Raw genomic sequence first — 24,722 nt, forward strand, 5'->3', positions numbered from 1 at the left:
GATCAGAGTTTGGGCTCGCCAAGTTTCGGCTCGTCAAGGCCGGACAGGCGTTCGAGATGCTTGACGGTCGCGATGAAGTCGGTCTCGCCGTCGCCTTGCGCGACCAGCGAGCCGTAGGTCTCACGCACCTGGGCTGCGAGCTGGAGCGGCACGCCGACGGCATGTCCGGCGCCGAGGATGAGGTCGAGATCCTTGGCCATCTGCTTGCAGGAGAAGCTCGAGACGAAGTCGCGGGCTCGAAGCGGCGCCGTCTTGTACTTCACCATGGGGGAGGCGACCGCGCTCTCGTCCAGCACATTCAGGATGTCCTGCCAGCCGATGCCGCCCTTGCGCGCCAGCGCCAGGCTCTCGGCCATCATCGCAGCCGAGACGGCGATCATGAGATTGACCGCGAGCTTTGCGTAGCGTGCTTCCTCGCCCGCGCCGAGATAGGTCTGTGCTCGGGTGAAGCTCGCAAACAGCGGTTTTGCGGTTTCGAAGGCGTCCACGGGCCCCGAGACGAAGCAGCTCAGCGCGCCGGTATGGACGATGCTGGCATTGCCCGAGACCGGCGCGCGCAGATAGGCGATGCCGCGCGCCTGTGCCGCTGCGTCGACTTCAGCGGAGGCTTCGGCGCTGACCGTGCTGGTTTCGATCAGAATAGCCTTCGGCGCCATCACGCCGATCAGGCCCGTCGGCCCGAGCATGACGGCGCGCAAGGCGGTGTCGTCGGGAAGCGATGTGATGATCAAGGGGCGACCGCTGACGGCGTCGGCGGGCGAGCTTGCAACGGCAATCCCTTGCTCGCGCGCCTCGTTGAGCCGCGCCGCGCTCTGGTCGAAGGCGCTGACGGTATAACCGGCCTTGGCGACGAGCTGTGACATCGGCAGTCCCATCTTGCCGATCCCGATGAAGGCGACGTTTTTTGTCGTGTCAGTCATTGTTGTTGTCCGTTGGCCGCTATCTCGCGGCGTGCCCTTGTCGTTCGATGTCCCGCACCAGCCGCTGGCCGGATTGCGCGAGCAGCTCTTTCTTCTGGTCGAGCCCGTCCACCAACAACTTCCCGTTCCGCTTCTTCCAGCGGCCTCCGATCATCACCGACTCGATATTGGCAAGGCTCGTCTGCATCACCACGGTGGCGACGGGATCGTGGACCGGAAACAGATTGAGATCGTCGGCATTGATGACGACGAGATCGGCGAGTTTCCCCGGCGTCAGCGAGCCGATCTGGCCTTCGCGGCCAAGCATGCGCGCGCCTTCGGTGGTGATCCAGCGCAGCGCCTCGCGCGCGGGGATGGTGGTCGTCGCTGGAATGGTGCCCGCGGTCTTGCGCATCTCGGCATTGTCGAGTGCCCGCTGCATCGACAGCGCGACGCGTGCCGCCGAAAAGAGGTCGCCGGGCAGCACGGATTCCAGGTCGATGCCGATGGTGGGACGAACACCGCGCTTGAGCAGCCGTCCGGTGATCGGAAAGCCGTGGCCCTGGATCATTTCGTTCTCCGGCGTCACCGAGAAGGTGACGCCGAGATCGATCAGCTTGTGCAGGAGATCGTCGGGCAGATCGTTGCCATGGACGATATTGACGTGAGGACCGACGAGATCGGCCTCGATCAGCTTCTCCCAGCCGCCAAGCGTCTTCGCCGGGCCGCCGCCCTGATGCATCGAGGCGATCAGGCCGAGCTCACGCGCCATCTGGAAATCATGCAGGGACACGTCGAGTGTCGAATAATGCGGGCCGAGAATGGCAAGCCCGAGCGTGACCAGGCCATTGCGGTCGGCGAGGGCGCCGGCCAGCAACCGCTCGACCTCGCGGCGCGGATGCGGCACCTCAGAGAAATGGGGCTCGCCCGGTTTCGGCTCCGGCTTCGGCGAGCCATGGAAGAAGGCGGCGCGGATGCCGCTCTCGATCAGGCCGCGCACAGCCGCATCAGAGTGAGCCGGCGTCGGATTGTTGTGGCACCAGTCGACCAGCGTGGTGGCACCGCAATTGATCTGGTTCAGCGCGCCGACGAGGGTGGCGACATAGATGTCGTCGGGCGCGAACAGGGTCGCGAGCCCCGCATGCATCCGGCGGAAATATTCGAGCAGGGTCCAGTTCGCGGCGAAGCCGCGCAAGCCCGTCTGCCAGGTGTGCATATGCGCGTTGATGAGCCCGGGGATGACGATGCGTCCGCTTCCGTCGACGATCTCGGCATCAGTGGCGTCAATGCCGGGACGAACGTCGGCGATCCGCCCGCTCTCGATCAGCACGTCGCCGACACGGAGATCGCCGATGCGATTGTCCATGCTGATGATCGTTGCCGATTGGATGAGAGTGCGCCGCATGTCGTTCACGCCGCCGCTTTGGTTGCGACCGGCGGTTCGCCGGCCCAGGCGCGCGCGATCAGGTCGCGGATGGCGTTGCGCTCGAGCGGCCGCGGATTCCAATAGGCATTGGTCACGGCGAGATCGGCCGCCTTGTCGATGCCGCTCTCGGGCATGCCGATGTCGCGCAGCGCCAGCTTTGCGTTCAACCGTCTGGCGAGATCGTACAGTCCCTGCGCCGCATCGGCCGCGTCGATCGCGCGCGCGATCCGCGCCATCGCCTCGGGCACCGCGGGCGCGTTGTAGGCGAGCGCATGCGGCAGCACGATGGTGTGGGTCTCGGCGTGCGGCAGGTCAAAGGTGCCGCCGAGCGTGTGGCAGAGCTTGTGATGCAGCGCCATACCGACGGTGCCGAGGCACACGCCGCACAGCCAGGCGCCGTAAAGTGCATCGCTGCGGGCGGCGCGATCATCGGGCTTCGCCGCAATCGCGGGTAGGGCACGGGCGAGCGCGCGGATGCCTTCTTCGGCCATCAGCGAGGTGACGGGATTGGTGTCGCGCGCGTAGAGCGCTTCGACCGCGTGGGCGATGGCGTTGATGCCGGAGGTCGCGGTGAGGCCGACCGGTAACGTCATGGTCAGGTCGACGTCGTAGATCACGGTCTCGGGCAGCACGGCCACATCGCGCACCGTGGTCTTCAGGCCGTTCTCGGTCTGGCCGAGGATCGGCGTCATCTCCGAGCCGGAATAGGTGGTGGGGATGCAGAGCTGGTTGACGCCGGTGCGCAAGGCCAGTGCCTTGCCCAATCCGGTGGTCGATCCGCCGCCGAGCGCGACCACGCAATCGGCATCGCAAGCCTTCATCGCCGCGATCGCCCGCTCGGTGACGTCGACCGGCGTGTGCATGGTGGCGCCCGCAAAAATGCCGGCATAGAGCGGGCCCAGCGCGGCGCCGAGCTTCGTGCCTTGCGCCTCCTGCTGCGGCGTTGTCAGCACCAGTGCGCGCTTGCCGCCGAGCCGCTCGATCTCCGCCTTGGCTGCAGCCAACGTCCCGCTGCCGAACACGACGCGGCAGGGCAGATTTTCAAAGGTGAACGAACCGATCATGCGCCGGTCTCTTTGATGGGATAATCGACCTGGAAGCGGCCGATCCGCAAGTCGCCAAGCTGCTCGCGCACCCGCAGATGTTCCGGATGGGTGGCGTAAGCTTTGAGGGCCGCGCTGTCGGTAAATTCGGAGACGAGGACCACGTCGCAGGCATAGTCGACATCGCTGATGTCGGCGCCGACCTCGATATGGGTGAGGCCGTCGATCCGGCCCTTGAGGCCCTCGAACAGGGTCTTGACCTTGGTTCGGGCAGCCAGGCGCTCCGCCTGGGTCTCACCGCGCAGCCGCCACATCACGATGTGCTTGATTGGGCCCGACATTTCCCGGAATTCCTCGCCTGTCATCTTGCTTGTTGGGCGCATTTTGCCTTGCAGAAATCGGAAATAAAGGCCAAAAATCGCAAGTCTCTTTTCCGATATGAGGAAGAATGGACCGGCTTCTCCAGCTCGAGGTGTTTTCCAGGACGGCCGAGCTCGGCAGCCTCTCCAAGGCCGCCGAGATCCTGCGGATGTCGAATGCCGCGGCGAGCCGGCACCTGAGCGCGCTGGAGGAGCGGCTTGCAGTCCGGCTGATCGAGCGCAACACGCGCCGGCAATGGCTGACCGAGGCGGGGCAGGAGCTGCTACAGCGATGCAGCACGTTGCTGAACGAGCTTGCGGAGGCCGAGGACGCCGTCTCTGACCGCGCGCTATCGCCCAAGGGCATGCTGCGCGTCACGAGCTCGCTGTCGTTTGCGATGATCTACATGGCACCGATGCTGCCGGCGTTTCGCAAGCTCTACCCGAAGCTCGACGTGCAGATCATCGCCGCCAACCGCTATCCCGATTTCATCGAGGCGGGCATCGACGTTGCGATCCGCACACGGGAGCAGGAGCCGGATTCCAACATCATCATCCGCCGCATCGGACAGATGCGCCGCGTGCTGGCGGCAGCACCGTCCTATCTCGCCGCACACGGCATTCCCGAGCATCCCGCCGATCTCGCGCGCCACGACATGCTGATCTACAACCTCGCCAACGATCCCTATTCGCTGCGGCTCCAGAAAGGCAATGCGGTGCAAACCGTCCGCATCGCGCCGACGCTGGACAGCAATGACGGCCAGGTCATCCGCGGTGCAGCGCTTGCGGGGCTCGGCATCCTGATCCAGCCGCTCTACATCGTGCAGGGCGACATCGGGGCCGGCAAGCTCGTGCCGGTGCTGATGGATTGGGAGCTGCCGCTGCTCACCATGAACGTGGCCTACCAGAACCGCGTCCGGCTGCCGGCCAAGATCAGGGTGTTTTCCGATTTTCTGGTCGATCACATCCGCGCACATTCGGATGCGGGGATCTGGATCGAGACGACGTCGTAATCGCTATTCGGACCGGCCTTGCCCCCGCGTCCGACCGGTGGACGACCGCGACCGCGGAGCCGAGCGCGGTTCCGGCGGAGCAGTGATCCTGATCGCCTCGGTCTCGCGCAGCTCCTTGCGGGCTTTCCGCGCGTTGCGCATCGCGCGCTTGATGAAGGGGTGCTGCGAGTCCTCGGCGAAAAACAGCACGACCTCGCAACAGGGACATTGCCGGGAATAGCCGTCCTGCAACCGTCCCGCGCGATCGCGAAACATGGCCTTGCAGCGCGTGCACTGGATCTGGACGAAGCTCATCGCCGGCAACAATGACAATGGGAAATATGATGTCAGGCTGGGCCCAAATGTCTGAAGAAACATTAAAGACGGCTGGTGATCTGGTCGCACGTCTTGCGGCTCGGCCCGCAATGGAGGCGAAAAGCCTCGGAGCCCGCCGCGATGGGCGGCAGGCTCATTTCGTCTAAATCGTCTAAACGGCCTGGCCGCTATTGCTTGGCAGCCAGCGCGTCGAGGCAGTGATTGAGGTAGGCCGTGCGATCTCTGGGCAGCACCTTATCGAGATCCGCCTTCAGGCCGCATTCGCGCTGACGGATCTGTTCGGCCCGGCGCTTTTCCGCAGCCTCGCGATATTCGGGTGCAACCTTGTCGGGATCGACCAGTGCCTGCGACCGTGCAGGAGCGGCAAGGAGCGCAATCGCGGCGACGAAGAAAATGAGCTGTTTCAAACGAGCCTCCGTAAAAAGGCTCATCCTATCGCTCAGGTTCGTGGCACTCAAACGGGAAGTGGCGCCATGCGGCGGAGGCCGGTCCAAATCCGCGACAGTCGAATGTGACGTCTGTCACAACCCGGACCGCTGGAGCGCAGCGCGCCCGGCCTCTCGCCATCCGTCACTTCGAAACGTGGCTAATCTTGTGTCCGAGGTGGCCGGTCTCGTGATCGCGCCGCAACTGGCTGAGCGAGGTCTCATTGAGCTGATGCAAGACCTCACTCAGTTGGGTCGTGTCCGGATAGCCGGCCGCAAAACCCTTGCCGTAGATCTTGCGCAACGTGCTGACCAGCGTGTTGCCGTGTTTCTTGCTAATCCCGCCATCCTTGTCCCGGTGGCGGCCATCCAGGCCCGGTTCCTTCATGTGTCTCTCCCCGTGCGGCGTCTTCGCGCCTGGAAGAGAGCGTGCTCCCAAACGGGCTGACTAGCAACGGCATGGCGCGCGGGAGGGCGAGGCGGGCTGAATGCACCGCAGCAACGTTGCTTTCGCGCTTCCATCTCGCAGCTGTGAAGCCGTTACAGATTGCTGCGAAGCGATCAGCACATCACATGACAGCGAACGGTTGCTCAATGGAGCTGATGCGATGCGCGCTGCTTTGGCTCTAGGTCTCCTGGTCGTCCTGTGCACATCCGCAAACGCCGCTGCCGTGCACCGCTCCCATGCCCGCAATCCCGCGGTGGACCGTCCCAGCGCGGAGGTGGACCCTCGGGCGCGCTTTGCGGTGCCCGGGTGGAGTGACGAAGCTACCGCGCGGTGGCTGAATAGCGCCTCGTCCAACGTCGGCCGGGGCGGCTAGCTCGGTTTCCAGGCTCTATCTGGTCCGGTCGGCGATCCACAATCCGACAACTCCGCCGACGCAGCTCAACAGCACTCCGGCGTAGGACAGCAGCTCGCCACCCCACAATGCGGGAACAAAGCCGCCGATCGTCGTGCCGATCAACATGGCGAGCCAATAACGCGATTGCACGCCAGTTGCTTTCCGAAGGAGCGCTGAAGGCAGGGCGGCTAGGCGGCCTGTTCCTCAAACGAGGTGTAGACGCGGCCCGCGGGGTCAACGACCTGAACGTCCCAGCAGCCGTCCTCGACGAGCTCCCTGGCCTTCTTGAGAGCGGCGGCGAGTGACGGCCGCTTCAGGTTGACGACGCCCGCCGTGTCGAAACCGCTGATTTCAAACATGCCGCTCCTCCCTGTTTTCCTGAATCCTACACTTTTTATGGGCGTTGTCTGCGGCCTTGTCGCGCTTCGCGGCAGGCTGCCCGGTTCGGCAGAGACACCGTACTCGACCGGGGTGGCTGGGCCTGCCAGGCGACCAAGCCGCTAACGTGGAATTAATCCAAAAAGCCCACAATTTTAGGCAGTTGGAGTTGGGTGCTGCGTAGAGGAGGCGTCGCGAGGACGTTCCGGCGACGGCTTCCTTTTGCCTGAGGTCAATGCACATGACCACGAGTTTGGAAGCGCAAGGCCCCGTCGAACAGCTCGACCCCGCAGCGCTCGCGCTTGCAGCCGCAGCACCTGAACCCGAAACCCCAGAGGCTCCTGTACCGATCAAGCGATCCAGCCGGAAGTCGGTCCTGGCCCTGTCGGTGTGTGCCTTGGCCATCAACGGCGCGGCGGCCATCTATACATCGCCGTACGATGTTCCGTCGCCGAATCTCAGCCGTCTGGCTGAACTGCTTCCGCACCGGGAAGCGTCCCCGCCAAAACCGGATCCGGTTGTCGCTGCCCTGAAGGACATTCAGGCGGCGCAGCAGCAACACACGGCCGCGCTCCAGGAGAGCAATAACTCGTTGCAGCAAAGCGCAGCAATCCAGCAGCAGGATTCAATGGTGCTGCTTTCTTTGCGCCAGAGCATCACGGACGAACGGATCGACGTGAAGAAGGTATCTTCGCAGCTATCCACGCTCATCGCGAAGATCGACTCGCTGCAAAATACGATGACGTCGGATCTCACGTCCTCCATTCGAAGAGCGCATGCCCGCTACGGACTGTCCGCAGCGATGCGCAAAAGGATGGCTCCGCAGCCGAAATCGGTTGGGCCTGTTTCGGTTGGAGGAGCTCCGCTGACTGCGCCGGCTACGGTTGCGGTTCCGGAGAGCTGAAAGGCACGGCGAGCGAAACGCTTGGGACGATGGGTGCGCTGACGTTGCGTCGGTAGACGCGTATCTTTTGCTAGTTGGTAGTCGTGCCGCTCTTGGCCTTGGACGAGTGCTTCACAGCCGGCGTGGCCGACTTCTTCGGCGCGTTATCGCCGCGTGCAGCTCCCCACGGATCGACCGGCTTCTGGTCCGGAACATTGTTGAGGGAGCGTTGATAGGCGCGCTCAGCCCGAGCGTCGTCCGCCTTCTGCGACTCCGTCTTCTCCTTGGGCTGTTCGCCATATTGCGGAACATGGTCCTGCGCCAGCGCGGGGGCGGCGATCAGGGCAAGCATGATTGCGACGGCGATTTTGCGCATCGAGAAGCTCCCGGTTCTGCGGCGAGCATAACATCGCGCCGATCGCGGCATCAATGCAGCGAAGCGGATGATGCGCGCGCCGGATCTTGCTACTGCGCGTCGTGATTGAAGTTGCTTGGTGAGCGCGCTGGGGCTCGAACCCAGGACCCCGTGATTAAAAGTCACGTGCTCTACCGGCTGAGCTACGCGCTCCCATGGCCGCTGATGGCTTGAAAGACATCGCCATCGTGTTCGGACATTCGAGAAGCATGTCTTGCCGCTCCGCTTTAATTCGCGTCGCGAGGAAAACCGGCTGTTTCCGGATCATGCTGTCGGCCCGCGCTGTGTAGGGGGATGGGGCGCTGAGGTCAATAGCAGGGATGGCCGCCGAAACCCGCGGCAGGAGCGGGGATTTTCTTGCCGCTTCCGTTGCTTAGGCTGGGATTTTCAACCGGATTGGCGGCCCGTCATCCACGCCGAACAACAGGACCCCGTCAGTTCGCCTCCCGCCGCACCTCGCTCGGCACCGCTTGCCCCATGCCGGCAGGCGGCGGCAGCGCGACCGGGCGCAGGCCGATCAGCTCGGCGGTGCGGATCGCGCTGTCGCGCCAGAACTGGAACGAGTTGATGCGGCTGAGCTCGAGGATGGCGATGGCGACCGCGGCCAGGAACGGCAGGCTTTGCAGCACCAGAACGCCCGCAAAGATGTAGATCTCGGTGATCTGCCGGAAGCTGTTGGAGGCGATCAGCACGCCGGCGCCGATCAGGAGCAGGGTGCCGATCACGGCCTCCCAGAACGCCTGGAACTCGATCGACATCCTGGACAGGCCGCCCTTGGAGGTGCGCGCGAACGCAATGTGCTCGGTGATCAATCCTTGCGCAACGGCGCGCGACACCGTCCACTGCACGCTCATGGCCGCGATCATGGCGCCCAGCATCTGGCCGGGCTTGATCGCGACGCGCGCGCGGTACATCGACAGGAAGTGCGCGAGCGAGACGACGAAGGCGCCGATGATCGGCAGCGTCAGGATCTTGTCGGGGATGGCGATGTCGGCAAAGGCCACGATCGGCACCCAGACGAGGTTGAGCAGCGCCACGACCACGCCGAGGCTTTCCGCGCCCAGCCAGTTCAGCCAGCCCAGGCCATATTCGCGCTTCTGGTCGGGCGTCAGCCGGCTCTTGCCGGGCAGGAACTGGCGCCAGTGCTTCTTCACGATCTGGAGCCCGCCATAGGCCCAGCGGTGACGCTGCTTCTTGAAGGCCTCGTAGGTGTCGGGGAGCAGCCCCTTGCCGTAGCGGTAATTGGTGTAATGGGTGGTCCAGCCGAGCTCCTGGATCGCAAGGCCGAGATCGCTGTCCTCGCAGATCGTGTCGGACGACCAGCCGCCGGCCATGTCCATCGCGGCGCGGCGGATCAGGCACATCGTGCCGTGCACGATGACGGCGTTGAGCTCGTTGCGCTGGACCATGCCGATGTCGAAGAAGCCGGCATATTCGCCGTTCATGATGTAGTGCATGATCGACAGATCGCCGTCGCGATGCTCCTGCGGCGCCTGCACCAGGCCGACGCGCGGGTCGGCAAAGGCGGGCACGAGGTCCTTCAGCCAGTCGGGCTCGACGACATAGTCGGCATCGAGGATGCCGATGATCTCTGCATCGACGGCGGTGCGGTCCATCGCGATGCGCAACGCGCCGGCCTTGAAGCCCTTCACCTTCTCGGCATTGATGAACTTGAAGCGTTCACCGAGCGCGCGGCAATGGTCCTGGATCGGCTGCCAGAACGCGGGATCCGGCGTGTTGTTGATGATGACGACGCATTCGTAGTTCGGATAGTCGAGCCGCGACAGCGCATCGAGCGTCTGCTTCAGCATCTCGACCGGCTCGAAATACGCAGGGATATGGATCGAGACCTTCGGGTAGTATTTCTCCGGCACGTCGGCGACCGGCTTGCCCTTGGTGAGCAGCCGCTGCGGCGGCCGGCCGAAGGCGACGGCCGCGATCTCGTCGATGCGGGCCATCGCGATGAGGACGAGAGGAACAAGGAGAATCATACCGAGCGTCAGCGCGAAGGCCGATCCGAACAGGAAGTAGTGTCCATTCCAATAGGCGAACACGGTCGCGGCCCAGGCGCCGACACCGTTGGCGGTCGCCGCCAGCAGGAATGCCTGCCTTGCGGTCGGATGCTCCAGCCGCAGGATGGGTAGCGACAAGAGGATGCCGACCAGCAGCGCGATCGTCATCAGCTTCCAATAATCGGGATTCTCGACCGGGCCGGTCCAGGCGAATTTCGGCTCGCGGCTGGCGTTGAGGATGCCCCAGTAAGGGCCGACGCCGCCTTCGAAGAACTTCCAGGGCTGATCGATCGCCTCGACGATGTTGTATTCCATGCCGAGCGCTTCGGCGCGGCTGACGAAATTGCGCAGCGTGAGCGCCTGCTGGAACGCACCGGGGTCGGCGTTGCGCAAGTTATAGCCGGCGCTCGGCCAGCCGAACTCAGCGATCACGATGCGCTTGCCCGGGAACTGATTGCGCAACAGGTTGTAGCGGTCGACAGCCTGATCGACGGCCTGGTCGGAGCGGAAGTTTTCCCAATAGGGCAGGACGTGGGCCGCGATGAAATCGACGTTGGAGCCGAGGTCGGGATTGTCGCGCCAGATGTTCCAGATCTCGCCGGTGGTGACGGGCACGCGGACCGCGCTCTTCACCTTCTTGATCATCTCGATGAGGTCTTCGATCTTCTGCTCGCCGCGGTAGATCACCTCGTTGCCGACGACGACGCCGTTGACGTTGCTGTTCTTGCGGGCGAGCTCGATGGCGGCCTTGATCTCGCGCTCGTTGCGGTCGGGGTCCTTGTCGATCCAGGCGCCGACTGTGACCTTGAGGCCGAACTCGGCGGCGATCGGCGGCACCAGCTCGTTGCCTTCCGTCGCGGAGTAGGACCGGATCGCGCGCGTGATGGTCGAGAGCTTCTTCATGTCCGCGCGAATCTTTTCGGGGTCGACGTTGTTGTCGACGACGTGTCCCGGTTCGAACGGCGTATAGGACAGGCTGGGCAGCAGACCCTTGAAGTCGGGCGCGGGTTCCTTGTCGCGCAGGACTCCCCATAGGCCGGCGTGGAGCACCGACACGAGCAACAGAACGGCGGCGACAACGCGCATCGCGGCTAAACCAAAAGGGGCTGAGATGGCAGGGAAGCGGATCCGACCCCGAGATCCGACCGAGTCCGCGGCAAAAGGAGCATACCTCTGCCGCGCGGTTTCACAACTGTCATGGCCTCATGTCCGGATGAGGGCATGGCCTTTTTCTGAATGCGTGGCAGTGCCAACGACAGCTATCGCCGATCGTTCCTGAACGAAGGCTGAAACGATCGCGGCTATTTTGGGGGCGCGGGCGAGGGGCTGGCCGCAGGCGAGGGGCTCGCGGCCGGCTGCGGCTGCGAATTCCCGGTGGTCGGCGCCGGCGGCTGGGACGCGGCGGCGGCCGCCTGCTGCGGCTGGGACGCCGGATTGATCCAGCAAGCGTGCACACGGCTGTCCAGGGTCTCGGCGACCTTGGGATCGATCTGGGCGCCGAACCGGGTCAGGCAGCGGAACGCGGCCTGGATGTGGCCGCCGGGGCAGCCGAAACGGTCGTAGAGGTCGAGGTGGCGGAACGCGGTATCGAGGTCATCCCGCCACATCAGCCGCACCACGCGCCGGCCGAGCCAGACGCATTCGGGGTTGCCGGCCGGGCCGTTGATGGCCTGGGCGGCCTCGGCGAATTCGTCGGTGCGGCGCTGGTTCTGGGCGGTGGCGTCCTTGGCGGCGTCGGCGGGCTGGGCGGCGGCCTTGCCTTGGTCGGGGGCAGGCGTCCCGCTCTGGGCTGAGGCGCCGTTGAGGCCGACCAGGAGGACCAGGGAGGAGACGGCCAAGGTGGCGGCGAACTGCCGCAGGACCGCATTTCGTAACTCGAACACCCGTCGCCGCATGAATTCCCCAATATCTCAGCTGACCGACCGCGTGGGACGACCTCGCGGACGCTAGCTGATGGCGTCCAAATGGGTCTCCAATGCGGCGGAAAAGTCCCGCAAAATCCCATGACCTGTATTTGGATTTTTGTCCAGCAAAGTCACGATCCTATGGGATGGTCGAACGGCCGCAGGCCAATTCGCCGGGGAGAGGGGAGAGGCCAGCCGCCTCACCCCCTTGGCAGATGGCGTGCGAGCAGGTAATCGACGGGCCCTTCGCGGAGGACGGAACCGATTTCTCTTCGTACGCCACTGGCGCTCCTGCTCGTCTCCCTCTGTGCGATTGCTGCCGTGTGGTGGTGGCTGGCCACGCCGATCACGCTCGCGCGCGCGCCGATCGATCCCAATGACAAGGTCCAATGCGTCTCCTATGCACCGTTCCGCGGCGAGCAGACGCCGCTGAACGAATGGACCCATATCGGGGCCGACCAGATCGAGCAGGATTTGCGCCAGCTCAAGGAGATCACCGACTGCGTCCGCACCTATTCGATCGAGAACGGACTCGACCAGGTGCCGGCGGTGGCGACCAAGGTCGGCGGGCTGAAGGTGATCCAGGGCATCTGGCTCGGCAGCAACCGCGCCAAGAATTTCGCGCAGGCGGCGATTGCCGTGCGTCTCACCAAGGAGTTTCCCGACACCATCTCCGCCCTCGTCGTCGGCAACGAAGTCCTGCTGCGCGGGGAGATGACGACCGCAGATCTCGTCTCCATCATCCGCATCGTGAAGGCGCAGGTCAGCGTGCCCGTCACCTATGCCGATGTCTGGGAATTCTGGCTGAAGAACCGCGAGGTCTATGACGCCGTCGACTTCGTCACGATCCACATCCTGCCCTATTGGGAGGACATGCCGGTGCGCGCGAAATTCGCGGCAAGCCATGTCGAATCGATCCGCGAGCGCATGGCTGTCGCGTTTCCGGGCAAGGAGATCCTGATCGGCGAGACCGGCTGGCCCAGCGAAGGGCGCATGCGCGACGGCGCGCTGCCGTCACGCACCAACCAGGCGCGCGTGGTCTCGGAGATTCTGGCGCTTGCGAAGGCGCAGAAGTTTCGGGTCAATTTGATCGAGGCCTATGACCAGCCGTGGAAGCGGCGGCTCGAAGGCACCGTCGGCGGCTATTGGGGCCTGTTCGATTCCGTCCGTCGCCAGCTCAAATATCCGCCGGGCGAACCGATCTCCAATTTCCCGTACTGGAAATGGTACATGGGCGCCGGCATGGCGCTCAGCGTGCTGGTGTTCGCGGTGGCCGGCATCACGCTGCGGCGCCGCCCTTGGACGCCGCGCTTCTCGGCCTGGCTCGCGGTCGGCATCTCCGCGACATCGGCGGGCACCCTGCTCGGGATTGCCGCCGACAAGATGTATTACGAAAGCTACGGCTGGGGCGGCTGGCTGATGTGGGGCGTGTTGCTGTTGGCCGGCATCCTGTCGCCGATCTTCTGCGCGCAGGCCCTGGTCATCGGCCGCAGCCTGCCGACCTTCCTCGACCTGCTCGGTCCGCGCGAAGAGCGGAAATGGTCGAAGCTCACGGCCGTGCTTGGCCTGACGCTGGCCGTGACCGCCGTGATCGCGGCCGAGACTGCACTCGGCTTCGTGTTCGACCCGCGCTATCGCGACTTCCCCTATGCCTCGCTGACGATGGCGGTGGTGCCGTTCGCGCTCCTGATGCTGAACCGGCCGCAGATCGGCGTGCGTCCGATCGCGGAAGCGGTGTTCGCAGGGGTGCTGGCGCTGTCGGCGGCCTACATGCTCCTCAACGAAGGCCGCGAGAACTGGCAGTCGCTCTGGACCGGCGCGATCTATCTGTTGTTCGCGCTCACGCTGTGGCGGGCGCGGGCCGAGCAAAGCCAAGGATGAGCAGGCCGATCGCGAGCCCCGACAGCACGACGTTGTAGAGCACGATGCCGAGGCCGGCCGCGATCACGCCGAGGGTGAGCAGCACGATCGAAGGCCGCATCAGGTTCAGCGTCGCGACGACCAGCGCGACGATGCCGAAAACGGAATTCTTGAACAATGCGGTCGAGACGGAGCGTGCCTTGCAGGCCATGGTCTGAAGGCCGGCGTCGCACGCGAGCGCGACTTGCGAGAACTCGACCGCGAGATAGCGCACATAGAGCGCGTAGCCGACGGTGACGAATCCGACGACGAGCAGGAACTGCACCTGATAGGGCGTGAGGCGAAAGGGCTTCTTTTTCATCGGGGCAATATGGTCGGGAAGGGGCGGGCAGGCAACGGGGGAGGTGGATTTTCTGGTTCACGCCATCGACAACGGGCAGAAGGCGAGATCCGGATCCGCGGCTCTCATGCGACAGAATTGGCTGCGATATCGACGTTCACTCCCCTTGGGGAAGAGAACCTCGCTGCCTGGTATTGCAGGCGCCCCGGTTCTCGATGACGATTTCACAACAGCAAGTCGCAAGGGCGCACTTCAAAGAGTCGTCATTAAAGAGTCGTCATTGCTTCACCGGTTTCGAGATAGCTCTGAAGTGTGTATTGCCAATCGATTGGTATTGCCGGTGGCTGGTAGCAAATATTGTCCGCAGCTCGACGGCATTCGCACGTTTTGCATCATTTTTACTGTGTTGAACCATATCCCTGCCGATGGCAGGCCATGGTTCGTCGACGGCACCGTTGGGGTGGACGCCTTTTTTCCATTGAGCGGTTGGCTCATAACCTGGCTCCTTCTTGAGGAGCGACGAAAGGAAGGGCGGATCGATCTGGGAGCCTTTTATCTCCGAAGGATTTTCAGAATCGTGCCGCTTTATTATCTGACTATTGGGATTTACGCCGGCGCGGCACTTGCCGTGTACCTCCTGACGGGGAATTCTGCGAAGCTTGACGAGCTTCGAAATGCAGCGCTCTACCTTGTCACCTTCAATTCCGAGTACCGTCCCGACGATGCCGGCGTCATCTTTGGACACGCTTGGACACTGGGTATAGAAGAAAAATTCTACGTCATTTGGCCGTTGATGTTGTTCTTGGCCGGACGGTTCACCGTGGTTGCCGTCGTCGGTGCGTTCATTGTGATTGGCGCGCTGTTCGGTTTGTTCGGAACGTCTGATTATCTCGTTCGGGGGTATTTTGGCCTGGGTGTGGGGGCTGGGATGGCCATCTGGCTCAATAACTCGCCATACGTGACCGTTTTCAGGAATAGGCCGATCGGCTGGATATCACTTGCAATGACGGTGGTGATGTACGCCGGGCTCGTAACGGCGCCAAGCCTCTATTGGCACTTGGGGCTTTCGGCCAGTGTCTCGCTTCTGATTGTGAGTGTCTGGTTTGATCGAGAGCAAGGACTAGCTCGCTTTCTGGCCCGCGCTCCCCTGGTTTGGCTCGGGACGCTGACCTACGCGATCTATCTTTTCCAGACATTGGCCAGCAATCTCGTTCAAGGCCTGCTGCAGAAGCTCCACCTGCACCCTAATTTTCTGACAATCCTTTTGGCGGTATATGCTGTCTCGGTGGCCTTGGCTTGGCTAGCCCACGTGGCAATTGAGCAACCTGCAATCAGCATTGGCCGTCGTCTTGCCACCAAGCGAAAGATTGAGCAGTCGGCCTTAATTCCGGCTCGCCCGGAAGTTTGAATTCGCGCTTGCTGCCTGGTTTCGGCTATCGGCTTCCTTCGTGACGGCATTCAGCTGCTGCCGAAGGCCTTGCCCCGCCTTTCATGTCATACGCTTGGAAGTGAGCGCTCACCGGCGCGGTCGGCGGCGGCATTCACCGTAACGATCCGGATTTGCCGGACCGCCAGCGTCGCCTAAGATTCGACTTGAATCGAAGGCGTGATGACTGATCCGAACAGCAGATCACGTCGTTCAAGAGCGCGACTGCGGGGAAGCGAGCGGGGAATGGCAATGACCGAGGCGTTGCAGATCAATTTCGCGCTTTGGGGCATGATCGTCTGCGCGGCGATCAAGATTAGCCAGCTGATGGCAGCGTTTTAGCCAAAGATCCAACCTACAGCGGCCAGCGCCGCGCGCGAGATGGCGTAGAGCCAGCCGGCCATCGCCACTCCAACGGCCGCCAGATATGCGATCGCGAAGGCGCGTTCGCCTACTCTCGGCTTGCCGGCGCCGAGGTCTTCAGTGGCCATTTCCGTTCCGAGACTTGCTTGCTGCATGGTATCAGACATCTCTCACACTCCGCGTGTGAAGCATGTCATGGGAAGATTGCGCCTGGCCGACAGCAACGCGGAGAACGCGCGGCGGTTGCGTGGCAAAAGCGAGACCGGATTGCCTCAGCGGCTCGTTTTGGCGGGCGTTTCCCAGGGCCGCTTGCCGTCGCTGTCACGATCCCACGCCCGCTTCGATCGATCGTTCTGCTCGTCCGACTTGTCTTTGGCGCGCGCAGCCTTGATTTGATCGCGGACTGAAATATCGGGAACCGTCGACTGGCGATCGATTTGCGCCACGGAGGGCGAAGCGGACATCAAAATTGCGACGAGGAATACCTTCATCGCTGTCGGTAGCACGCGCCAGCCGCTCTGTCCGATTTACTTTTGTCCGCCCTAGCGGCGGAAGAACGACGACAGCGTCGATCCCGCCGACGCCGTCTCCGGCTTGGCCGCTGCGGCAGCCGCCGCCGGCTGTGGCGCGGGCGCCGGCTCCTCGCGCTTAGAGCGCTTGGAGGAATAGCTGCGGCGGTGCTTGTCTTGCTTGGCGTTTGGCACAGGCGCGGTCTCGGCTTGCGGGACGGCATCCTGGTTCTTCTCGACGTTTTTCTCCGATCCTTTGTTGTCCTGCGCCTTTTCCGTGCCGCCGCGGATCGAGAGGCGCTGGCCATCGAACACGGTGGTCTCGCAGTGGCGATCGTTTTCGCTGAGACCCGCGCAGAGCTTTGCGGCGGCAGCGGCATTGACCAGGGGGCCCGCGCCCAGGCGGAGCTGCATGCCGAGGCCGTTACCGCCTTCCTTGATCATAATGATCGGGCGTAGTGCCGCGATCTCCGGATTGGACTTGATCAGGCCGCGCCAGAGCGCGCGCAGGCCGTCGATCGAATTGGCGCCGCCGAGATCGATCGCAAAGCGCGTCTGCTGGACTGCGATCGCAGGAGGCTCGCCCTCGGCCGCTTCCGGCGGTTTGGCCGATGCCGCGGCGACTTCGGTCGGAGCGGTTGTGGGCTCGGGCTTCTTCTCGGCAGCGTCAGGCTGCACCAGTTTCGATGCCGCCGGATCAGGCGGCGCCATGATCGATTTGGACGGCACGAGCGCAATCGTCGGCAGCACGGGCGATGCAGGCGGCGACTGCGGCACGAGTGATGCTGCGGCCGCCGTCTGTTGCGGCGGCCCCGGCTGATCCCTTGCAGCCTCTTTCGAACTGTCCTTCGAACTGTCCTTCAAACTTTCTCTGGACTCCTTCGCCGCACCCGCGCGCGGCTTGTCCATCAGGGATGCCGCCGTCGACGCGACCGGCGCGACATCGGGCGCGGGTGCTGCGGGCTGTGTGGCTGCGACCGTCGCGTCCTGCGGCTTCGATGCGGCGGCCACCGGCTGCGCCGCATTCTGCTTGGCGATGGTGCCGGTGACGGAATCGAGCCCTTGCTCCAGCACGGTGACGCGCGAATAGAGCCGGTCGCGATCGGTGTTCAGCGTCTCGATGGCCGAGGCGAGACGGCGGGCTTCGAGCTGGCTTTCCTTGGTCAGCGTCTGGATCCGGTCGGCCTGGCGCACGAGATCGGCGGAGGCGACCTGCTCGCGCCGCCAGCCGAGCTGGGCCTGGTTGGCCATCACCGCCACGACGACAGCGCCAACGGCGGCCACGCCCCACGAGCCCAGCCGCCACAGCACGCGGCGATCGAAGCTGGTTTCCTCGGCCAAAAGCCCGGAGAACAGCCCGCCGGTCTCCTTGGCGCCGAAGGCATCCGCCAGTGGGTCGGAATCCTTTGCCATGAACGTTTAAGTGCCCAGCCCTGCCTGGCTTCCCCGAATCACTCAGGGAACATTAACAGGAAAACCCACTGGCACTTGAATTCCGGGCGTTTGCGGGGGTAGCAAGGCGAGAGACTCTGGCGACGTCGGCGTGTCGCCCGCCGATGTGATGATGATTCGGCCTTATTTGACAGGATTGCAATGACCGCCCGCTCCAGCCTCACGATCGTGCTCGCCGCCGGCGAAGGCACGCGCATGCGATCGAGTTTGCCAAAGGTGCTGCATCCCGTAGCTTCCCAGACGCTGCTCGCCCATGTGCTCGCCGCAGCACCAAAGGGAACCGGCACGTCGCTCGCCGTCGTGATCGGCCCCGACCATCAGGCGGTCGCGGATGAAGCCAGGCGCATCCGCCCCGACGCGCTCACCTTCGTGCAAGCCGAGCGGCTCGGCACCGCGCATGCGGTGCTGGCAGCTCGCGAGGCGATCGCGCAAGGCGTGGATGATCTCTTGATCGCCTTCGGCGACACGCCGCTGATCTCGGCCGAGACTTTTGCACGGCTGCGCGCGCCGCTCGCCAGGGGCGCTGCGATCGCCGCGCTCGGTTTTCGCGCCGCCGATCCCACCGGCTACGGCCGCTTCATCGTCGAGGGCGACCGGCTGGTCGCAATCCGCGAACAGGCTGACGCCAGCCCTGAAGAGCGCAAGATCAACCTCTGCAATGCCGGCGTGATGGCGATCGACGGGCGCCGCGCGCTCGCGATCCTCGACAAGATCGGCAATGCCAATTCCAAGGGCGAATATTATCTGACCGATGCGGTCGGCATCATCAGCGACAATGGATGGGAGGCCGTGGTGATCGAGACCAGCGAGGACGAGGTGCGCGGCATCAACACCAAGGCGCAGCTTGCGGAAGCCGAGGCCGTCATGCAAGTGCGCTTGCGCAAGGCGGCGATGGAGGCCGGCGTCACGCTGATCGCGCCGGAAACCGTCTATCTCGCTGCCGATACGCTGTTCGGCAAGGACGTCACCATCGAGCCGTTCGTGGTGATCGGCCCGGGCGTGTCGATCGCCGACGGCACCGTGATCCACTCGTTCTCGCATATCGTCGAGACCACGCTCGGCAAGAACGTCTCGATCGGCCCCTATGCGCGCTTAAGGCCCGGCACCTCGCTCGGCGACGGGGCGCGCATCGGCAATTTCGTCGAGACCAAGGCCGCGACGCTGGAGGCCGGCGTCAAGGTCAACCATCTCTCCTACATCGGCGACGCCACCGTCGGCGCCAATTCCAACATCGGCGCCGGCACCATCACCTGCAACTACGATGGCTTCAAGAAGCACAAGACGATCATCGGGCAGGGCGCCTTCGTCGGCACCAACTCGTCGCTGGTCGCGCCGGTGAAGATCGGCAACGGCGCCTATATCGGCTCGGGCTCGGTGATCACGCGCGATGTGCCCGACGACGCCATGGCGTTGGAGCGCAGCCCACAAACCATCAGGGAAGGCGGCGCGGCGCGCTATCGCGAGATGAAGACGGGCGCCAAGAAACCGGAGAAATGAGCGGCGGGGTGTCAGGTCCTCCGGGGTGCCATTAGGCTCGCGCGCTGATGATCGATTTCCTTGCTGGTTTGATCCCTCTGCTCGCCGAGCTTTTCTTCGTGGTTGCGGGACGGTGGGTGCTCAAGCTGTTTGGCGAGGGTGAGCCGCACTATGGCGAGGCCCTCGCAATGGGACTGGTGGTTTGGGGGCTCGTGGTCGTGCTGGCTTTTATTATGCAAATGTGAAGCGGCAACGATTGCGGACTCTACTCGTCGTCTGCGAATTCGGAGAAGATCGCACGCGTCAGGCGCCAGCCGCGCGGCTTGGCGCGCTTGATCGGCTCACCTTCCGGGTGCTTGACGAAGAGCGGCTTGCTTTCCTTGCCGCGCTGGGGCGGCGGCCAATGGGCGAGGTGCGTGCCCGAGGTTTCGCTGGCGCGCAGATACATCGATGACAGACCCTTGCGGTCGGACGTGACTTTCATGGCCTTGATCTCCTGGATGGGAATCGTTGGCCAAACATATTGACAACGAGTTAATGCGCGCGGTTAAAGGCCGGCCACATCGACGCAGGCGAAGCCTGACGTCACCGGATGCTGTCGCAATCCGTCATAATTATTGAGTATCTGGTTCCTTAGGAACTTCGCTAAAAACCGAGCGCGTCGTTTAGGCGATTTTTCGACGATTTGGGGGATATTGATCCGCATGTGCGGGATTGTCGGCATTCTCGGGCGCGAACCGGTTGCAGAGCAATTGGTGGATTCGCTCAAACGTCTCGAATATCGCGGCTATGACTCCGCGGGCGTCGCCACGCTCGAAGGCAAGCATCTGGAGCGCCGCCGCGCCGAGGGCAAGCTGAAGAATCTGGAGGCGCGGCTGCGCGAGAAGCCGCTCAACGGCACGACCGGGATCGGTCACACCCGCTGGGCCACCCACGGCAAGCCGACCGAGAACAACGCCCATCCGCATGCGACCGAGCGTCTTGCCGTCGTCCACAACGGCATCATCGAGAATTTCCGCGAGCTGCGTGAGGAGCTCGAGACCAAAGGCGCGGTGTTCCGCACCGAGACTGACACCGAGATCGTGCTGCATCTCGTCGATGACCTGCTCAGGCGCGGCAACAAGCCCGTCGAAGCGGTGAAGCTGGCGCTGGGGCGGCTGCGCGGCGCCTTCGCACTCGGCTTCATCTTCGCCGGCGACGACGATTTGATGATCGGCGCCCGCAACGGGCCGCCGCTCGCGATCGGCTATGGCGACGGCGAGATGTATCTCGGCTCGGACGCCATCGCGCTCGGCCCGTTCACCGACACGATCAGCTATCTCGAGGATGGCGACTGGGTCGTGCTGACCCGCAAGAGCGCCACCATCTTCGACAAGGACGGCAAGGCCGTCCAGCGCGACAAGATCAAGCACGCCGCCTCGACCTCGCTGGTCGACAAGGCCAATTACCGCCACTTCATGGCCAAGGAGATCCACGAGCAGCCGGAAGTGGTCGGCCATACGCTGGCGCGTTACGTCGACATGGCGACCGAGCGCGTCTCGCTGCCGGTCAAGCTGCCGTTCGACTTCAAGGACATCCAGCGCATCAACATCACGGCCTGCGGCACCGCGAGCTACGCCGGCATCGTCGCAAAATACTGGTTCGAGCGTTTTGCGCGCCTGCCGGTCGAGGTCGATGTCGCCTCCGAATTCCGTTACCGCGAGGCACCGTTGCGCAAGGGCGATCTCGCCATCTTCGTCTCGCAGTCGGGCGAGACCGCCGACACGCTCGCCGCACTGCGCTACGCCAAGGCCGAGGGCGCACATACGATCGCCGTCGTCAACGTGCCGACCTCGACGATCGCGCGCGAAGCTGAGACCGTGCTGCAAACGCTGGCCGGGCCCGAGATCGGCGTCGCCTCGACCAAGGCCTTCACCTGCCAGCTCATGGTGCTGGCAAACCTCGCGATCGCCGCCGGCAAGGCCCGCGGCGAATTGTCCGACGAGGACGAGACCAAGCTCGTCCACGGCCTGGTCGAGATCCCGCGTCTGATGGCGGACGCGCTCACCAGTGAAGTCCAGATCGAAAAGCTCGCGCACAGGATCGCAAAATCCCGCGACGTGCTCTATCTCGGCCGCGGCACCAGCTATCCGCTGGCGCTCGAAGGCGCGCTGAAGCTGAAGGAAATTTCCTACATCCACGCCGAGGGCTACGCCGCCGGCGAGCTCAAGCACGGTCCGATCGCGCTGATCGACGAGACCATGCCGGTCGTCGTTATCGCGCCCTACGACCGGGTGTTCGAGAAAACAGTCTCGAACATGCAGGAGGTTGCAGCCCGCGGCGGCAACATCATCCTGATGACCGATGCCAAGGGCGCGGAGGAGGCGACGGTGAAGTCCCTTGTCACCATCGTCATGCCGGACATGGCGGCGGCGTTCACGCCGATGGTCTATTCCATCCCGGTGCAGCTGCTCGCCTATCATACGGCCGTGGTGATGGGCACCGATGTCGACCAGCCGCGTAATCTCGCGAAATCCGTGACCGTGGAATAGGCAAAAGGGATCAGGCCGCGCTCTTCCAAAACCTGCTAGAAGCCCCTAGCTTGACCGAAGCGACCGACCTGGAACCCGAATGACCACCCGCGACGATGCGCCTGCGCCTCTTGATCCCGCCCCGGAACCACATACCGGCCTGATGGGCCGCTTCCGCAACTATTTCCTGACCGGGCTCATCGTCACCGGTCCGATCGCGATCACGCTGTATCTGGTCTGGTGGTTCGTCACCTGGGTCGACGGCGTGGTGCGGCCGTTCGTGCCGCTGGCCTATCGTCCCGAAACCTATCTGCCCTATGGCGTTCCCGGCTGGGGGCTGATTGTCGCATTCTTCACGCTGACGCTGGTCGGCTTCCTCGCGGCCAACCTGATCGGCCGGACGCTGGTCGATGTCGGCGAGACCTTGCTCGGCCAGATTCCGGCCGTCCGCGCCATCTACCGCGGCCTGAAGCAGGTGTTCGAGACTCTGTTCTCGGGCAAGGGCTCGAGCTTCCGCAAGGTCGGCCTCGTCGAGTTTCCCTCGCCCGGCATGTGGTCGATCGTGCTGATCTCGCAATCGCCGAACGAAGAGGTCTCGCGCAGCCTGCCGGGGCAGGAGGAACATGTCTCGGTGTTTCTGCCGTGCTCGCCGAACCCGACCACGGGCTTCTTCTTCTACGTGCCGAGGAGCAAGATCATCGAGGTCGATCTCACCGCCGAGGATGCCGCGACATTGATCATGTCGGCCGGCGTTGTGCAGCCGGGCGCAGCACCCGACGCGAAGAAGGCCGCTGCGCTCGCCGGCATGGCGAACGCCGCGCGTATCGCCAACGCCTCCACGCTCCAGCCCGAGCCTGCGAAGGTGGAGTAGCGCCATTCCAGTTTGGGATGGCCGCATTCACTCAGGCACGTCGGTCCTCTGCTAGTGTCCCGGCCGAACCGGGCGCGTCGCTCGGAATTCGACCTGGAGTGTCCGATGTCCAAGACGATTGCGATCCTCGCACCCGGCGCCATGGGCAGCGCCGTGGCCCGCCGCCTGAGCGAGAACGGCGCGCGCGTGCTGACCTCGCTGAAGGGGCGGAGCGAAGCGACGCTGAAACGGGCGGCGGATTCCGGCATGGTCGGCGCCGACGATGACGCCATCGCCGAGGCCGACATCATCCTCTCCATCGTGCCGCCCGGCGAAGCTGTGGCGCTCGCCGAGCGCCTGGCCGCGCTGATCGTGAGGCATGCGAAGAAGCCGGTCGTGGTCGATTGCAACGCCGTCAATGTCGACACCGTGCTGCGGATCGAAGAGATCATCGGCTCGGCGCAGGCGCCGTTCGTCGATGGCGGCATCATCGGCTTCCCGCCGCAGCCCGGCGGGAAGAGTCCGGCCTTCTACATGTCGGGCGAGCACGCCAAGGACGTCGCGGTGCTGAAAGATCTGGGGCTCGACGTTCGGATCGTCGCGGGCCCGGTCGGCGCGGCCTCTGCGCTGAAAATGTCCTACGCTGGCATCGTCAAGGGTCTCGCCGGCATCGGCTCGGCCATGGTGGTCGCGGCGACGAAGGCGGGCGCTGCGGATGCACTCCGCGACGAGCTCGCGCTGAGCCAGCCGGCAATCCTGGCGCGGCTCGAGGTCGCGCTGCCCGACATGATTCCGAAGGCGTATCGCTGGGTGGCGGAGATGCATGAGATCGCAGGCTTCCTCGGCCCGGATCATCCCGCAAGCCAGATCTATGAGGGCTTCGCCAAATGGTTCGAGCATCTCGCCGGGGATGCGAAAGGCGAGGCGGTGGATGCGGCGCTGCTGAAGGCATTTGCCGCGAGCATCGCGAAGAAGAAGCCCTGATTTTCGGGCGTTTCGCGCCTGCCGAAACGTCAGTCCGACTGACCTGTGGCGCGCCAGAGATCGCGAACGCGTGAACTGATGTCCTGGCGTCGGGCGGGACGAAGCATGTCCAGCCTTAACGAAGCCGTTCGGTTCCATCAGTGAAACCGATTTGCACCGGCCGCGAAGATTTCTGGAAATTGCCCCCGGCTAGTCTCCACCCCGTTAAAAACGGGGTTGATCATGAACCATTCATTTCGCCAGATCAGTTTCGCCGTCGCTTTTGCTGCGTCCGCTTTGACGCTGCCCAACGCCGCGCATGCCTATACTGCGGAAGCCCAGCAGATGTGCACCGGCGACGCCTTTCGTCTTTGCAGCGCGGAGATTCCGAACATCCCGCGCATCACCGCCTGCATGGTGCAGCACAAGTCCGAGCTCAGCCCGGGATGCCGCGCGGTCATGGACCGTGACTCCGCGCCTCAGCCGGTCAAGACGGGTCCCGACCTGGAGTGAGAGCTTCCAGAAAATCCGCAATGCCCCGGTCGCTTCCCAAACGCACGACCGGGATATTGGAGCCATAGCGAATACGTTCTGCCTCGATCACTGGCGCGCGTTCGGTGTCGTAGCGCCACGCCTCCCGCATCAACTTCCAGTCGAATTGCTCCGGACATCCCTCCGGCAGGTCGGGCCGCGTCGTGTCGCGATCGAAGGCCGACCGCAACAGAATGCGCCACTGGCAGAGCCATCGCGGTCGCTCGATGACGACCAGCGTATCAGCACGCGCAAGCGTGAGGTCGAAGGCAAGCCCGGAGAAGCTGCCGTCGACGACCCAGGCATCGCCCGCGATCGCATCAGTGACGCGGACGCGAAAGCTCGCCGTGTCGGATGCCTTCCAGCCCGGCCGCCAATAGAGCACGTCGAGATGCACCACCGGCAGGTCGAGCTTTCGCCCGAGTTCACGGGCGAGGCTGGGCTTGCCGCTTCCCTGGGAGCCTACGACGATGATCCGGCGCATGCTGCGAGGGTTTCACGAAACCCGCCGCGGCGAAAGTTTGGATT

General features: G+C 64.0%; 27 protein-coding genes and 1 tRNA gene. 10 read left to right on the forward strand and 18 right to left on the reverse strand.

Going from position 1 to position 24,722, the window contains the following annotated elements; all coding sequences use genetic code 11:
• Window positions 1-2 precede the first annotated feature (2 nt).
• Genes IC761_RS17705 through IC761_RS17720 form a run of 4 tightly spaced genes read right to left on the reverse strand, consistent with a single transcriptional unit; the run spans window position 3 to window position 3,709 of the window.
• On the reverse strand, window positions 3-920 hold the full coding sequence (locus tag IC761_RS17705; RefSeq protein WP_195804456.1) for an NAD(P)-dependent oxidoreductase: 918 nt from the start codon (window positions 918-920) through the stop codon (window positions 3-5).
• Between the two features lie 19 nt (window positions 921-939).
• Window positions 940-2,304 (reverse strand): amidohydrolase family protein, encoded by a 1,365-nt coding sequence (locus tag IC761_RS17710; RefSeq protein WP_195804457.1) that lies wholly within the window; start codon window positions 2,302-2,304, stop codon window positions 940-942.
• 5 nt (window positions 2,305-2,309) lie between these two features.
• On the reverse strand, window positions 2,310-3,389 hold the full coding sequence (locus IC761_RS17715) for a maleylacetate reductase (protein ID WP_195804458.1): 1,080 nt from the start codon (window positions 3,387-3,389) through the stop codon (window positions 2,310-2,312).
• Window positions 3,386-3,709, reverse strand: a complete 324-nt coding sequence (locus IC761_RS17720; RefSeq protein WP_195804459.1) for a Dabb family protein — start codon at window positions 3,707-3,709, stop codon at window positions 3,386-3,388. Before IC761_RS17720 ends, IC761_RS17715 begins: the two co-directional genes overlap by 4 nt.
• Window positions 3,710-3,816: 107 nt before the next feature.
• Between IC761_RS17720 and IC761_RS17725 the strand changes: the two genes are divergently transcribed.
• A complete protein-coding gene (locus IC761_RS17725) occupies window positions 3,817-4,740 on the forward strand; it encodes a LysR family transcriptional regulator (RefSeq protein WP_195804460.1) in 924 nt (307 codons plus the stop codon).
• Between the two features lie 482 nt (window positions 4,741-5,222).
• On the opposite strand, the gene IC761_RS17730 is transcribed toward IC761_RS17725, so the two are convergent.
• The 4 genes from IC761_RS17730 to IC761_RS17745 all read right to left on the reverse strand — a co-directional run bounded on the left by IC761_RS17730 (window position 5,223) and on the right by IC761_RS17745 (window position 6,681).
• Window positions 5,223-5,486, reverse strand: a complete 264-nt coding sequence (locus tag IC761_RS17730) for a hypothetical protein (RefSeq protein ID WP_438265140.1) — start codon at window positions 5,484-5,486, stop codon at window positions 5,223-5,225.
• 139 nt (window positions 5,487-5,625) lie between these two features.
• Window positions 5,626-5,868, reverse strand: a complete 243-nt coding sequence (locus tag IC761_RS17735) for a hypothetical protein (RefSeq protein ID WP_195804462.1) — start codon at window positions 5,866-5,868, stop codon at window positions 5,626-5,628.
• 448 nt (window positions 5,869-6,316) lie between these two features.
• Window positions 6,317-6,472: a hypothetical protein gene (locus IC761_RS17740; RefSeq protein WP_195804463.1), complete on the reverse strand. Its 156-nt coding sequence runs from the start codon at window positions 6,470-6,472 to the stop codon at window positions 6,317-6,319.
• A 38-nt stretch (window positions 6,473-6,510) separates the two neighbouring features.
• Window positions 6,511-6,681, reverse strand: a complete 171-nt coding sequence (locus IC761_RS17745; RefSeq protein ID WP_195804464.1) for a hypothetical protein — start codon at window positions 6,679-6,681, stop codon at window positions 6,511-6,513.
• A gap of 254 nt (window positions 6,682-6,935) precedes the next feature.
• Here IC761_RS17745 and IC761_RS17750 point away from each other — a divergent pair, with 254 nt between their 5' ends.
• A complete protein-coding gene (locus IC761_RS17750) occupies window positions 6,936-7,604 on the forward strand; it encodes a hypothetical protein (RefSeq protein WP_195804465.1) in 669 nt (222 codons plus the stop codon).
• Window positions 7,605-7,674: 70 nt separating this feature from the next.
• On the opposite strand, the gene IC761_RS17755 is transcribed toward IC761_RS17750, so the two are convergent.
• From IC761_RS17755 to IC761_RS17770, 4 genes are all read right to left on the reverse strand, one after another.
• Window positions 7,675-7,959 carry a hypothetical protein gene (locus IC761_RS17755; RefSeq protein ID WP_195804466.1) on the reverse strand — a complete coding sequence of 95 codons (285 nt, stop codon included), beginning with the start codon at window positions 7,957-7,959 and terminating at the stop codon, window positions 7,675-7,677.
• Window positions 7,960-8,075: 116 nt separating this feature from the next.
• Window positions 8,076-8,151, reverse strand: a tRNA-Lys gene (locus IC761_RS17760).
• A 281-nt stretch (window positions 8,152-8,432) separates the two neighbouring features.
• A complete protein-coding gene (locus tag IC761_RS17765) occupies window positions 8,433-11,096 on the reverse strand; it encodes a glycosyltransferase (RefSeq protein ID WP_195804467.1) in 2,664 nt (887 codons plus the stop codon).
• A gap of 215 nt (window positions 11,097-11,311) precedes the next feature.
• Window positions 11,312-11,905: a beta-1-3, beta-1-6-glucan biosynthesis protein gene (locus tag IC761_RS17770; protein ID WP_195804468.1), complete on the reverse strand. Its 594-nt coding sequence runs from the start codon at window positions 11,903-11,905 to the stop codon at window positions 11,312-11,314.
• A gap of 330 nt (window positions 11,906-12,235) precedes the next feature.
• Between IC761_RS17770 and IC761_RS17775 the strand changes: the two genes are divergently transcribed.
• Window positions 12,236-13,795, forward strand: a complete 1,560-nt coding sequence (locus IC761_RS17775; RefSeq protein ID WP_195804469.1) for a glycoside hydrolase family 17 protein — start codon at window positions 12,236-12,238, stop codon at window positions 13,793-13,795.
• On the opposite strand, the gene IC761_RS17780 is transcribed toward IC761_RS17775, so the two are convergent.
• Window positions 13,755-14,135 (reverse strand): hypothetical protein, encoded by a 381-nt coding sequence (locus tag IC761_RS17780; protein WP_195804470.1) that lies wholly within the window; start codon window positions 14,133-14,135, stop codon window positions 13,755-13,757. The genes IC761_RS17775 and IC761_RS17780 overlap by 41 nt on opposite strands.
• Before the next feature lie 43 nt (window positions 14,136-14,178).
• Here IC761_RS17780 and IC761_RS17785 point away from each other — a divergent pair, with 43 nt between their 5' ends.
• Entirely contained in the window at window positions 14,179-15,522 is a 1,344-nt protein-coding gene (locus tag IC761_RS17785; protein WP_195804471.1) for an acyltransferase family protein, read from the forward strand.
• A gap of 356 nt (window positions 15,523-15,878) precedes the next feature.
• Here IC761_RS17785 and IC761_RS17790 read toward each other — a convergent pair whose 3' ends face one another.
• From IC761_RS17790 to IC761_RS17800, 3 genes are all read right to left on the reverse strand, one after another.
• Entirely contained in the window at window positions 15,879-16,070 is a 192-nt protein-coding gene (locus IC761_RS17790) for a hypothetical protein (RefSeq protein WP_195804472.1), read from the reverse strand.
• Window positions 16,071-16,175: 105 nt separating this feature from the next.
• Complete coding sequence (locus IC761_RS17795) at window positions 16,176-16,349, reverse strand: hypothetical protein (protein WP_195804473.1); 174 nt, start codon at window positions 16,347-16,349, stop codon at window positions 16,176-16,178.
• Window positions 16,350-16,445: 96 nt separating this feature from the next.
• A complete protein-coding gene (locus IC761_RS17800) occupies window positions 16,446-17,825 on the reverse strand; it encodes a hypothetical protein (protein WP_195804474.1) in 1,380 nt (459 codons plus the stop codon).
• A gap of 180 nt (window positions 17,826-18,005) precedes the next feature.
• Here IC761_RS17800 and glmU point away from each other — a divergent pair, with 180 nt between their 5' ends.
• Window positions 18,006-19,361 (forward strand): bifunctional UDP-N-acetylglucosamine diphosphorylase/glucosamine-1-phosphate N-acetyltransferase GlmU, encoded by a 1,356-nt coding sequence (gene glmU / locus IC761_RS17805; RefSeq protein WP_195804475.1) that lies wholly within the window; start codon window positions 18,006-18,008, stop codon window positions 19,359-19,361.
• Window positions 19,362-19,408: 47 nt separating this feature from the next.
• Entirely contained in the window at window positions 19,409-19,585 is a 177-nt protein-coding gene (locus IC761_RS17810; RefSeq protein WP_195804476.1) for a hypothetical protein, read from the forward strand.
• Window positions 19,586-19,605: 20 nt separating this feature from the next.
• On the opposite strand, the gene IC761_RS17815 is transcribed toward IC761_RS17810, so the two are convergent.
• Window positions 19,606-19,824, reverse strand: a complete 219-nt coding sequence (locus tag IC761_RS17815; RefSeq protein WP_195804477.1) for a hypothetical protein — start codon at window positions 19,822-19,824, stop codon at window positions 19,606-19,608.
• A gap of 220 nt (window positions 19,825-20,044) precedes the next feature.
• Here IC761_RS17815 and glmS point away from each other — a divergent pair, with 220 nt between their 5' ends.
• From glmS to IC761_RS17835, 4 genes are all read left to right on the forward strand, one after another.
• Complete coding sequence (gene glmS, locus IC761_RS17820) at window positions 20,045-21,871, forward strand: glutamine--fructose-6-phosphate transaminase (isomerizing) (protein ID WP_195804478.1); 1,827 nt, start codon at window positions 20,045-20,047, stop codon at window positions 21,869-21,871.
• Between the two features lie 79 nt (window positions 21,872-21,950).
• Entirely contained in the window at window positions 21,951-22,721 is a 771-nt protein-coding gene (locus IC761_RS17825; RefSeq protein WP_195804479.1) for a DUF502 domain-containing protein, read from the forward strand.
• A 105-nt stretch (window positions 22,722-22,826) separates the two neighbouring features.
• On the forward strand, window positions 22,827-23,684 hold the full coding sequence (locus IC761_RS17830; RefSeq protein WP_195804480.1) for an NAD(P)-dependent oxidoreductase: 858 nt from the start codon (window positions 22,827-22,829) through the stop codon (window positions 23,682-23,684).
• 222 nt (window positions 23,685-23,906) lie between these two features.
• Window positions 23,907-24,176: a hypothetical protein gene (locus IC761_RS17835; RefSeq protein ID WP_195804481.1), complete on the forward strand. Its 270-nt coding sequence runs from the start codon at window positions 23,907-23,909 to the stop codon at window positions 24,174-24,176.
• Here IC761_RS17835 and IC761_RS17840 read toward each other — a convergent pair.
• A complete protein-coding gene (locus IC761_RS17840; RefSeq protein ID WP_195804482.1) occupies window positions 24,151-24,678 on the reverse strand; it encodes a P-loop NTPase family protein in 528 nt (175 codons plus the stop codon). The genes IC761_RS17835 and IC761_RS17840 overlap by 26 nt on opposite strands.
• Window positions 24,679-24,722: the final 44 nt, after the last annotated feature.

Source organism: Bradyrhizobium commune, assembly GCF_015624505.1.
GTDB lineage: Bacteria > Pseudomonadota > Alphaproteobacteria > Rhizobiales > Xanthobacteraceae > Bradyrhizobium > Bradyrhizobium commune.